The organism is Accumulibacter sp. (assembly GCF_032229525.1).
Taxonomy (GTDB): Bacteria; Pseudomonadota; Gammaproteobacteria; order Burkholderiales; family Rhodocyclaceae; genus Accumulibacter.
On record NZ_JAVTWB010000149.1, the window covers coordinates 1 to 10,458 of the forward strand.

General features: G+C 65.8%; 10 protein-coding genes. 4 read left to right on the forward strand and 6 right to left on the reverse strand.

The annotated features are described in order from the left end of the window. Positions 1-75: 75 nt before the first annotated feature. Positions 76-1,587 carry an NAD(P)H-hydrate dehydratase gene (locus RUW20_RS11385; protein WP_313952336.1) on the forward strand — a complete coding sequence of 504 codons (1,512 nt, stop codon included), beginning with the start codon at positions 76-78 and terminating at the stop codon, positions 1,585-1,587. Next, entirely contained in the window at positions 1,577-2,452 is an 876-nt protein-coding gene (locus RUW20_RS11390) for a DMT family transporter (RefSeq protein ID WP_313952337.1), read from the forward strand. Before RUW20_RS11385 ends, RUW20_RS11390 begins: the two co-directional genes overlap by 11 nt. 37 nt (positions 2,453-2,489) lie before the next feature. On the opposite strand, the gene RUW20_RS11395 is transcribed toward RUW20_RS11390, so the two are convergent. Genes RUW20_RS11395 through RUW20_RS11405 form a run of 3 tightly spaced genes read right to left on the reverse strand, consistent with a single transcriptional unit; the run spans position 2,490 to position 7,041 of the window. Beyond that, on the reverse strand, positions 2,490-3,461 hold the full coding sequence (locus RUW20_RS11395; protein WP_313952338.1) for a patatin-like phospholipase family protein: 972 nt from the start codon (positions 3,459-3,461) through the stop codon (positions 2,490-2,492). A 26-nt stretch (positions 3,462-3,487) separates the two neighbouring features. Continuing rightward, positions 3,488-6,139 (reverse strand): bifunctional acetate--CoA ligase family protein/GNAT family N-acetyltransferase, encoded by a 2,652-nt coding sequence (locus RUW20_RS11400; protein ID WP_313952339.1) that lies wholly within the window; start codon positions 6,137-6,139, stop codon positions 3,488-3,490. A 14-nt stretch (positions 6,140-6,153) separates the two neighbouring features. Further along, positions 6,154-7,041 carry a PAS domain-containing protein gene (locus RUW20_RS11405; protein ID WP_313952340.1) on the reverse strand — a complete coding sequence of 296 codons (888 nt, stop codon included), beginning with the start codon at positions 7,039-7,041 and terminating at the stop codon, positions 6,154-6,156. Positions 7,042-7,258: 217 nt separating this feature from the next. Here RUW20_RS11405 and RUW20_RS11410 point away from each other — a divergent pair, with 217 nt between their 5' ends. Next, on the forward strand, positions 7,259-7,711 hold the full coding sequence (locus RUW20_RS11410; RefSeq protein WP_313952341.1) for an HIT family protein: 453 nt from the start codon (positions 7,259-7,261) through the stop codon (positions 7,709-7,711). Between the two features lie 41 nt (positions 7,712-7,752). On the opposite strand, the gene RUW20_RS11415 is transcribed toward RUW20_RS11410, so the two are convergent. The 3 genes from RUW20_RS11415 to RUW20_RS11425 are packed head-to-tail and all read right to left on the reverse strand — an operon-like array spanning position 7,753 to position 9,239. After that, positions 7,753-7,896 (reverse strand): hypothetical protein, encoded by a 144-nt coding sequence (locus tag RUW20_RS11415; RefSeq protein ID WP_313952342.1) that lies wholly within the window; start codon positions 7,894-7,896, stop codon positions 7,753-7,755. Between the two features lie 18 nt (positions 7,897-7,914). Continuing rightward, the gene (locus RUW20_RS11420) at positions 7,915-8,796 is read right to left on the reverse strand and encodes an SPFH domain-containing protein (protein WP_313952343.1); all 882 of its coding nucleotides are present in this window, start codon (positions 8,794-8,796) and stop codon (positions 7,915-7,917) included. Beyond that, positions 8,793-9,239: an NfeD family protein gene (locus tag RUW20_RS11425; protein WP_313952344.1), complete on the reverse strand. Its 447-nt coding sequence runs from the start codon at positions 9,237-9,239 to the stop codon at positions 8,793-8,795. The genes RUW20_RS11420 and RUW20_RS11425 overlap by 4 nt, the downstream gene beginning before the upstream one ends. A gap of 449 nt (positions 9,240-9,688) precedes the next feature. Between RUW20_RS11425 and RUW20_RS11430 the strand changes: the two genes are divergently transcribed. Beyond that, complete coding sequence (locus RUW20_RS11430; protein ID WP_313952345.1) at positions 9,689-10,270, forward strand: NnrU family protein; 582 nt, start codon at positions 9,689-9,691, stop codon at positions 10,268-10,270. Positions 10,271-10,458: the final 188 nt, after the last annotated feature.

A 10,458-nucleotide genomic window follows, 5' to 3' on the forward strand; every position in this document is an offset into this window, starting at 1 on the left:
ACGGTCGCCATCCACCAGCGAACGGTACTCGCCGCGCGGCGGATTTTCGCTCCCCTTCCGCGGTAGACTTCGGCAATGAACACACCGATCCGATCCGAGGCCCTCTACCGGGCGGCCGACCTGCGCCTTATCGAAAAGGCCGCCGCCGAGCAGCCATTGATGCAGCGCGCCGGCCTGGCCGCCGCCGAACTGGGTAGCGAGCTCTGTCGTTCCCAGGGCGGCGCGGTGCTGATTCTCGCCGGCCCCGGCAACAACGGTGGCGATGCGTTCGTCGCCGCCCGCCACCTCCGCCAGCGTGGCTACGCGGTCAGCGTCGTCTTTGCCGGCGACGCGAGTCGCCTGCCCAAGGACGCAGCGGATGCCTACCAGCGCTTCGACGACGACGGTGGCAGCGCGCTGGACGATATCCCGTCGGGTTCGCGCTGGTCCTTGATCATCGACGGCCTGTTCGGCATCGGGCTGCAGCGCCCGGTGGCCGGTCGCCATGCCGAACTGGTGGCGGCGGTCAACGCGCTCGCCGTTCGTGACCACTGCCCCTTGCTCGCCCTCGACTGCCCGAGCGGCCTCGACGCGGATACCGGCAAGCTGTGCGGGGCGACGGTTCGCGCCAGCCACACGATCACCTTCATCGCCGGTAAGCCGGGGCTGTACACCGCCGACGGCCCGGACCACTGCGGCGTCATTTCGGTTGCCGCGCTCGACCTCGATGCCGAGCACCTGGCGCCCGCCATCGCCCGCACCATCGGCAGCGACCTGTTTGCCGCCTGCCTGCACCGACGGGCCAAGAACAGCCACAAGGGGACAAACGGCAGCGCCGGGATTCTCGGCGGCGCCAGCAGCATGGTCGGCGCGGCCTTCCTCGCCGGACGCGCAGCGCTCAGGCTCGGCAGCGGTCGCGTCTACCTCGGCCTGCTCGACCCGCAGGCGCCGGCGATCGATCCGCTGCAGCCCGAACTGATGCTGCGCCGCCCGGATGCCCTGCTGGCTACGCCGTTGACGGCGCTTGCCTGCGGACCGGGGATGGGCAGTGGCGACGAAGCCCTGGCGCTGCTGGAAGAGGCGCTGACCCTGGACATCCCCTTGCTGCTCGATGCCGATGCGCTCAACCTGCTGGCTGTCGAGAGCCGCTTGCAGAACGCTCTGGCCGCGCGCGCGCAGCGTGGTCTGGCGACACTGCTGACGCCGCACCCGACCGAAGCGGCGCGGCTGCTCGCTCGCGATACGGTGCTGGTCCAGGCCGACCGCGGCGCTGCTGCGCTCGAACTGGCCAGCCGCTTTCAGGCGCTGGTGGTGTTGAAGGGTTGCGGCAGTATCGTCGCCACCCCCGACGGTCGCTGGTTCGTCAATACCAGCGGCAATCCGGGTCTCGCTTCGGCGGGTGCCGGCGATGTGCTCAGCGGCATGATCGTCGCGCTCCTGGCGCAGGGCTGGCCGGCGCGTGAAGCCTTGCTGGCCGGCGTGCACCTGCACGGCGCGGCGGCCGACGAGCGGGTTGCCGGCGACCGCGGCCCGGTCGGGCTGACCGCCGGCGAACTGATCGACGGCGCGCGCTGGTGCCTCAACCACTGGATCGCGTATGGTCGATAGCCAGGGCGTCACGCCGGTCCGGCTGCACGGCGCCCTGTTGTTCCTGACGGCCCTGCTTTTTTTCGCGGCGCTCGACGCCACCGCCAAGCACCTCAGTGTCTTTATCGCCGTGCCGCTGCTGGTCTGGGCGCGCTACCTGGTGCACTTCGTGATCATGCTGGGTGCGGTCGCACCGAGCATGGGGCGCCAGCTGATCGTCACCGGGCGACCGTGGCTGATGGCGCTGCGCGGGATGACGCTGGTAGCCGTGACGCTGTTCGGTCAACTGGCGCTGAAGAGCTTGCCATTGGCCGAAACGACGGCGCTGATCTTCGTCGCGCCGCTGCTGGTCGCCCTGTTTGCCGGCCCGATGCTCGGTGAGCAGGTTCGTCTGCGCACCTGGCTGGCGACCGTCGCCGGTTTCGCCGGCGTCCTGCTGATCGCGCGGCCGGGCGGTAGCCTGGCCGGCCCCGGCGTCGCCTTCGCCCTCGCGGCGGCGCTGAGCTACGCGGCGTACCAGATTCTTACCCGCAAGCTCACCGCCACCGAGCACCCGATGCGGCTGCTGTTTTACACGGCGCTGCTCGGCACGCTGGCGATGTTGCCGGCGCTGCCGCTGTACTGGGATGGCCACTGGCCGACCACGGCGCAGGGCCTGCTGATCATCTCGCTCGGCGTCTATGGCGGCGTCGGCCATTTCCTGCTGATCCGCGCCTTCCACGAGACGCCGGCGTCGCTGCTGGCGCCGCTGGTCTATAGCCAGCTGGTCTGGGCGACGCTGCTCGGCTGGCTGGTCTTCGGCCAGTTTCCCGACCTGCTGGCGATGGTCGGCATGCTGATCATCGGCGCCTCGGGCCTCAGCCTGGCCATTCGCCGCCGGGCTTGAGCGCGTATGCGCCACTGCGGCGCGGTGGCCTGCCCGGCTACAGCGTCTCGAACAGCGCGGCCGCTTCCCGCTGGCCGAGTTCGAAGTAACGCTTCTGGGCGCTGCTGTCCTTGAGCGAGATGGTCATGCTCTCGAGGTCTTTCGGCCGCAGGATGTGCATGCGCTTGGCAACATAGCGCTTGCCGCCGATCTCGGCGCTTTTCTTGCCCATAGCCGCGAGCATGTCGTTGATCAGCTTGGCCTGCGTGAATACGCGGGCGTTGGGCAGCGAGAGCTGCATGTCGCTGACCAGCAGGTGGGTGTCGATACTGGTCAGCGGCAGGCTGAAGGTGCTCGAGCTGTAGAGCTTTTCGAGTTCGCGGTGATAGTCGTAGTCGGTGAAGTCGACGGCGATGATCTCGTCCACCTCGTCGTCCTCGAACAGCGTGCGCAGCGGCGTGTTGTCCAGGTAACCGCCCTCGATGAAGTAGTCGCCGTCGATGGTGATCGCCTTGAAGTAGGGGATGGTGGTGATGCCGGCGAGGAAGGCGTCCATGAACACGTCCAGGCTGGCGTCGTCGATGGTTTGCAGGATCTCGTTGACCTTGAAGAAATGCCCCTGCCGCTTGCTCAGGTTGGTGGCGCGGATGTCCCAGCGCAGCGTCTCGAGGTGTCCGGCGAGAATTGCGCGGCGTTCGGGGTCGTCGAGCAGCAGCGACTTGCGGCAACTATCCTTGTTGACGCTGAAGAGATGGGTGCCGGTCGGCAGCAACTTCGGCCGCAGGCCGAGAAAGTTGGAAAAGATGTGGAAGACGTCGGTGACGTTAAGCCTGACGGTGCGCGTCAATACCGGTGGCAGCTCCTCGGTCTTGTCGTCCCACAGCAGGTAATCGGCGACGATGTTGTTGCCCGAACTGGTCGAGGCGATGTGTACCACCGGCAGTTCGTTGCGCTTCATCCACACCAGCACGCCTTCGGTGTAGAAGCTCCGGTAGCCGCCGCCGGAGGCGACAAATCCGTATCTGGTCATCGTCTTTTCCCTCTCTTTTGTTGGCGTCAGGTCAGGCGCCGGGTGACTTCAACGACGTCTCTGTCGTCGGTCAGGTTAACCACGAAGCCAAGCCCTTCCAGCAGCCGCAGGGTGGGCTCGTTGTCCGCCAGCACTTCGCCGCGCAGGATGCTTAGTCCTTGCTCCTGTGCCGCGTCGATCAAGCGCTTCATCAGGCGTACCCCGAGGCCCTTGCCGGTCATGTGGTCGGCGATCGCCACCGCGAACTCGCCGGTCTGGCCGTCCATCAGGATCGAGTAGCGCGCTTCGCCAAGAATCACCGTGCCTCCGTCGTGCTCGCGGGTGGCGACGATCACCATGTCGCGTCCGTAGTCGATCTGCGCGTAGCGGGCCAGTTGGTGCAGCGGCAGCTCGGCGAGTGCGCCAAAGAAACGCAGCCGTTTGCTGTGGACGGAGAGTTGACGCACGAAGTCCTGCAACGCAGCGGTATCCTCCGGGCGTATCGGGCGCAGCGTGCAGTGGCTGCCGTCTTTCAGAACGACATCGGATTCGAGCTGCGCCGGGTAGGGCCAGATCGCCATATGGTCGTAACGCGCTCGTTCCGCCGGCAGCGGCTGTATGCCGATGCTGACATCGACGGCGATTGCGCCGACGCTGTCGGCGATCAGCGAACCGATTTCCAGGCTGTGCAGCCAGGGCAGTTCGCTGGCCATTTCCGAAGTGCGCAGCAGGATGTCGCGCAGCGGTTCCGAAGCCACTGCCGGTTTCCCCGGCAGTGGCCCGAGCAGCCGCGCGACGTAGGGTGTATCGAGCAGGGCGTCGATCAGGCGCGTGTTGAGCGGCGGCAGGGCGACCGCGCGGGCGTTGTAGATCACCGGCGCGATGCCGCTCTCCGAGAGCGAGATCACCGGCCCGAACAGGCTGTCCTGACGAATCCCGATGGCCAGCCAGCGACCGTTCGGCTTGGACACCTGTGGTTCGATCAGCACGCCGTCCGCCGCATGGCCGGAGGCGGCCAGTTCGCGGAAGGCCAGCGCCACTTCCGGCGCCGAGCGCAGTTGCAGGCGGGAGCTGCCCGATGCTTTCGGTGTGCCGGCCGATAGTGCCGGTTTCATCGCCAGCGGGTAGCCGAGGCGGTCGGCGATATGGACCGCTTCGGTCGGCGAGTGGGCCAGTACGGTTTGCGAGACGGGGATGTGGAAGGCGGCAAGGATGGCCTTCGCCTCGGGCAGTGTCAGCGCAGTCCGACCGTCGGCGAGCGCCAACTCGATGATCGCCCGCGCCGCGGTGACGTCCGGGGCGATGTACGAGGAAAGAGCCGGCGGCATTTCCAGCAACATGGCCTGGTTGCGTACCCAGTTCACCATGAAGGCGAAGGCCGCGACGGCGTTTTCGGGGGTCCGGAAAGTCGGGAAGCGCGCTCGGGCGAAGGCGGCTCGCGAACTGCGCGCATGCACCTCTCCCAGCCAGCAGGTGAACACCGGTTTGGCGGCCTGTGCTGCCGCCGCGATGGTGGCTTGCGCGACGGCCAGCGGATCGACGTAGATGTTGGGTGTCAGGATGGCGAGTACCGCGTCGACACCGGGATCGTCAAGACAGGTGGTGATGGCGTCCACGAAACGTTCCGGCCCGGTGTCGAACATGACATCGATCGGGTTGCCGGCCGACCAGCTGCCGGGCAGCAGCTGGCGCAAGCGCTCTTGGCTATGCGACTCGAGCGGCGCGAGAGTGATCGCCTGTTGCTCTGCCTGGTCAATGGCCATCACCGCCGGGCCGCCGCCGTTGCTGACGATGGCCAGGCGATTGCTGCGCGGCTTGCGTGGCGTGGTCAGCGCGCGGGCGGCCGAGAACATGTCGCCGAGGGCGTGGACCCGGAGTACACCGGCCCGCCGCAGCGCGGCGTCGAAAGCGTCGTCGCGGTCGACGCGGGCACCGCTGTGCGCTTCGGCGATGCGCGCCGAGCTGGCGCCCTTGCCGGCCTTGACCGCGATCACCGGCTTGATGCTGGCGGCTGCACGCACGGAACTGAGAAAGCCGCGGGCGTCGCGCAACCCTTCCAGGTAGAGCAGGATGCTTTCGGTCTGCGGGTCGCCGGCCAGGTAGTCGATGATTTCCGGCAGTTCGAGGTCGTCCGATTCGCCGGGTGAGAAAATGGCCGAAAAGCCGAATTCGTCGTTGTGGCTCCAGTCGAGGATATTGGCGCAGACGGTCGCCGATTGCGATACCAGCGCAAGGTTTCCGGCGGGAACCGAAAGCGTGATCGGTGTCAGGTTGAGGCCGGCATGCGGCAGGATGTAACCCAGCGCATTGGGGCCGAAGAGGCGGACCTTGTGGCGGGCGGCGACGTCCTTGAGTTGTGCGCCCGCCGGGGTGTCGGGTCGCAGGCCAGCGGAGAATACGACCGCGGCGCGAATGCCTCGTCGCCCACAGGCGTCGACGACTTCGGCGACTCTCTGCGCCGGTGTGGCGATCAGCGCCAGTGACAGCGGCGCCTGAATTTGCGCGACGGACGCATGGCACGGTAGGCCATCGATATCGGTGCGTGTTTGCGAGACGATGTGCAAGCGCGTTGCCAGTGGGCTGGCACGCAGGTTGACCAGCAGCCCATGGCCGAAGCTGCCGGGCTGCGGGCTGGCGCCGAACAGTACCACTCCGGCGGGGGCGAGAAACGGTTGCAGCGGTGTTCGATAGTGGGCCATCGCAGAGCGACCTCTCAGGCGGAGGTTTCCGCGTTTTTCGCCGCTGTCGTTTCGCTGAGGTCGACCAGGGTTTCGATGGCGCCGACCACGGCGCCATTGATGTCGTGGAGGGGCGCAGCCATGAAGTGCAGCCACTTCCCGCGCGGCCCGAAGGTCGGGAAAAAGTCGCGTGCCTCGAAGGCGTCGGCCACCAGCAGCGAAGGCCTGGCGTGGCTGGCATAATATTGAGCGACATCCTGGTGGCGTGCGCCGCTGACGATCATTTCGGCGAGCACCACGCGCCGTGTCTCGCTGGGGTAGAAGGCGCGCCAGATGTCGCTCCTGCCCTCCATTGCAGTGGCCGAGACACCGGTCAAGGCTGCGCAGGCACGGTTCCAGTGGGTGACCCGGCACTGCGCGTCGATGACAAAGGTGGCGACCGGGCTGCCGGCGACGATTTCGCCGAGCTGGCGCTGGCTTTCACGCCGGGCGAGTTCGGCTTCCTTGCGTTCGCTGATGTCCTGCAGGGTTTCCACACAGCCGACGATCCTTCCTTCGGAATTGTGGATGGGCGCGGCGGAGAAGGCCAACCAGCGCCCTGTCTCGCCGAAGGTCGGGAAGAAATCCTCCGCCTCCCAGCCACCGGGGCAATGCGTTGCCGGGCGGCACGCGTCGCGATAGAGACTCTGGATCAGATCCTGCGTGGCGCTATCGACCACCAGGTCGGCCAGCGCCGGCCGGGGAGCCGGATAAAAGCCTCGCCACTGCTGTTGCGTGCCGAGTACTTCGGCCGCGGGCACTCCCGACAGGCGAGCCAGAGCGGCATTCCAGTAGACGACGACATGGCTGGAGTCGATGACGAAGGTCGGTACCGGACTGCCGTCGAGAATGCGGGCAGCATCGGTCAGTGCAGCGTCGGTCATTTCTTTCTGCTCCCCGGAGGCTTTCTTCCTTTTTGCCAATCTTAACGCATTGTTTCTGTGGGCCTGCACGCGGCGTTGTCGAAGAGTGGCGAAAACGAGGCAGCCGGCGAGCGGGTCGATGACGATTGGACGTTTTTTTGTGCTAGCGTCGCCTACGGATTGCGCTTGCCGACCGCTTGGGCGCAGCCCGGTTCCGCATATTCGAAGGGAGAAGGAGATGGACGAGTCCCCGATATTGGCGGCTTTCCGCGCCAAGTTTCAGGTTGAGGAATTGCTGGTCGCCAGCACAGCGGCCTGGTCGTGGTCGGTAAGACCCGGCCAGCCGACCCTGGGTGCCGGCATCTTGTCGCTGAAGCGCTACGCGGCCAATTTCGCCGACGTGACCGGCGCGGAAATGGCCGAGCTGGGCGAGCTGGTGACGAAAGTGGAGAGTGCTGTCAAGGCGGCCTTCGAGTACAACATCATCAACTATCTGATGCTGATGATGGTCGATCACCAGGTGCATTTCCATGTCGTTCCCCGCTACGACGGTACTCGCCAGTTTGCCGGCCTGGAGTGGGTCGACACCGGCTGGCCGGCCTTGCCGGCCTTGTCCGACAGCCAGTACCGGGATCAGCATGAAGTGTTGGTGCTGATCCGCGACGCGCTGCGGTCGGCGTCAGCGAGCTGAAGCGGTGTTGCGCCGCTTGCCGCGACAGGAACAACGGGGCGCTATTTTTCGTTTCGCCAGTCGCGCAGGGTTTCCTTGCGAGGCAGGGGGGGCGTGTTGCGGGTGCCGCGTTTGCTGATCAGTGGCAGCGCTGCGCTGATCACGAACACGACACAGATGACGAAAACGATCCAGCCCGCGCTCATCTCGTGTTTCCGCCCGACCTATGCCTGGCCGGTCTTGTTGACCTGCTGAAAAAGCCCGCGCAGCGTGCTCTGCAGGTCGGCCGGCAGGAGTACCAGCTTGGCGTTTTCCGACTCGGCGATCTTGCTTAGGCTGGTGATGTACTTTTCGCCGAGCAGGTAGAGCATCGGCAGTTCGTTGTCGCCGAAGGCGGCGTTGACCTTCCTGATCGCCTGTGACGACGCTTCGGCCAGGGTGACCTGCGCCACCGCGTCGCGCTTGGCCGACTCCAGGCGGCCCTCGGCGCTGAGGATCATCGACTGCTTGTCGCCCTCGGCGCGCGTGACCATCGCCTTGCGCTCGCGTTCTGCCGAGGCTTGAAGCTCCATCGCCCGCTGCATCGACGCCGACGGCTTGATGTCCTGGATCTCGACCGATTTGACGGTCAGGCCCCAGTCCAGAGCCTCGTCGGCGACGCCCGCCTTGAGCCGCGCCTTGATCATGTCGCGCGATGAAAGCGCTTCGTCGAGTTCCATGTCGCCGACGATCGAGCGCAGGGTGGTCATGATCATGTTGCGAATCGCTTCGGCGTAGTCCTCGACGCCATACACCGCTTTCACCGGGTCAGTGACCTTGATGAACGAGATGGCGTTGACCACGATCACCGCATTGTCGCGGGTGATCACCTCCTGCTCCTGGACGTCGAGGATGATGTCCTTGGTGGTTACCTTGTAGGAGATGATATCGACGTAGGGGATGATGAAGCGCAGTCCCGGCAGCAGCGTCGTGCAGTACTTGCCGAGGCGTTGCACGATCCACTCTTCGCCCTGCGGGATGATCCGCACGCCGTTGGCGACGGTCACCACGACGAAAACGAGCAGGACCAGCGAAAATACGGTGAAGCCGTTGATGCCGTTAATCATCTTGCTTTCTCCACTTTCACGTAGCTGCCTTCGACGGCGACGATGCGCACTCTTTCGCCGGCGGCAATCGCCGTGTCGGCGTAGGCCTCCCAGGCATCGGCGCCGAGAATCGGTTTCTGGAAACGCACCTGACCGCGCGTGTCGGGGGTGATGTCGGCGACCAGCACGCCAACTTCACCGGCCACCGTGGCCGCCGAGGTGCCGACGCTGGTCATCGTGCGCGGCCGCAGATGGCGGAACCAGATCCACACCAATGCTGCCGAGAGAGCTGCCCAGAGCAGGAGCTGGGTCGACAGCGCAAGTTCGGGAGCGACCAGCAGGATCAGCCCGACGCCCGCCGCAGCGAGCCCGAACCAGACCACGAAGAAGGCAGGGACGGCGAGTTCGGCCATCGTCAGGAGCAGTCCGAGGACCATCCAGTGCCACCACTCCGGTGAAAACATCTCGTGCTCCTTGCTATACCAGCTCGCGACAGATGACGAGAGCCTGTGGCCAGGGCCGTTCGGTGCCGCCATCGTCCCGCCGGGAATGCCCGCCGATTAGACGCCAGAATGGCGTGGCTGGCAAGCGAGGAAGCGCGCTCAACGCCCGCCGCGGCGGAGAATTTCACCGGGACGTGGTGGGCCGTCGCCTTCCGCTGCCGTGGAGTGGACGGTCCTGGCGAGCATGCGTCTTGCTGCCGACAGCTCCGATCGGGCTGCTCGCTTTGCCGCTACCCTGCGACGCCTGAGCCTGAGCTTGAGCCTGGGCACTGCGACATCGGGGGAGCGATCTGGTACGCGAGCGAGAGCGCGGGCTGTTGTACTATCGTCAGGCGAGCCGGCCAGAACGGCGCCTCTGGCGCATGATGGGGACCTCACCCCGAGTCGGCGTCTTCGGGAGCTCTTCGCGCATGATCTATCTGCTGGCGGGATTGGTGGTCTTTCTGGGCGTGCATTCGTTGCGCATCTTCGCCAACGACTGGCGTACGCGTACGATCGGGCGCATCGGTGCGCTGCCGTGGAAGGCAGCCTATTCGCTGTTCTCCATCGCCGGCTTCGGCCTGATCGTCTGGGGGTATTCCCTGGCCCGTAGCGAGCCGATGTTGCTGTGGAGCCCGCCGCTGTTCATGCGCCACCTGGCCGCATCGCTGACCCTGCCCGCGTTGGTGTTGCTGTGTGCCGCCTATGTGCCGGGGAATGCGATCAAGGCGCGCTTGCACCATCCCATGGTGCTTGCCGTCAAACTCTGGGCGATAGCCCACTTGTTGGCCAATGGCACCCTTGCGGATGTTCTCCTGTTCGGAAGCTTCCTGCTCTGGGCAGTCTTCAGTTTCTCGGCTGCCCGCCGACGTGACCGTGCCGCCGGCACCGTCTACGCGCCGGGAAGCCGGCTGCCAACGCTGGCGACAGTAGTCGCCGGCAGCCTTGCCTGGGCCACCTTCGCCTTCTGGCTGCACGGTTACCTGTTTGGCGTTCAGCCCTTCGCCCTCTGACGGCTGCTGGGCGCGCGGAGTTGTCTGCGGGTGGCGGACCTTTGGCGCCCTTCAGCCATAGCGGCTTCTGACGGTTATGGATGGCGCGCAGCGTGCAGCAGTGCGGGTTGGTTCTGACAATTCATACTTTGTAAAAAAATGTTGGATTGTTAGCACTGACCCCGATGTACTGCTGACCCCGATGTACT

Excerpts from the sequence above, each read along its gene's own strand:
- RUW20_RS11395 (WP_313952338.1), bottom strand. The coding sequence starts at position 3,461 with ATGACCAGATACGGATTTGTCGCCTCCGGCGGCGGCTACCGGAGCTTC.
- RUW20_RS11420 (WP_313952343.1), bottom strand. The coding sequence starts at position 8,796 with ATGATTAACGGCATCAACGGCTTCACCGTATTTTCGCTGGTCCTGCTC.
- RUW20_RS11410 (WP_313952341.1), top strand. The coding sequence starts at position 7,259 with ATGGACGAGTCCCCGATATTGGCGGCTTTCCGCGCCAAGTTTCAGGTT.
- RUW20_RS11400 (WP_313952339.1), bottom strand. The coding sequence starts at position 6,139 with ATGGCCCACTATCGAACACCGCTGCAACCGTTTCTCGCCCCCGCCGGA.
- RUW20_RS11430 (WP_313952345.1), top strand. The coding sequence starts at position 9,689 with ATGATCTATCTGCTGGCGGGATTGGTGGTCTTTCTGGGCGTGCATTCG.
- RUW20_RS11390 (WP_313952337.1), top strand. The coding sequence starts at position 1,577 with ATGGTCGATAGCCAGGGCGTCACGCCGGTCCGGCTGCACGGCGCCCTG.
- RUW20_RS11405 (WP_313952340.1), bottom strand. The coding sequence starts at position 7,041 with ATGACCGACGCTGCACTGACCGATGCTGCCCGCATTCTCGACGGCAGT.
- RUW20_RS11425 (WP_313952344.1), bottom strand. The coding sequence starts at position 9,239 with ATGTTTTCACCGGAGTGGTGGCACTGGATGGTCCTCGGACTGCTCCTG.
- RUW20_RS11415 (WP_313952342.1), bottom strand. The coding sequence starts at position 7,896 with ATGAGCGCGGGCTGGATCGTTTTCGTCATCTGTGTCGTGTTCGTGATC.
- RUW20_RS11385 (WP_313952336.1), top strand. The coding sequence starts at position 76 with ATGAACACACCGATCCGATCCGAGGCCCTCTACCGGGCGGCCGACCTG.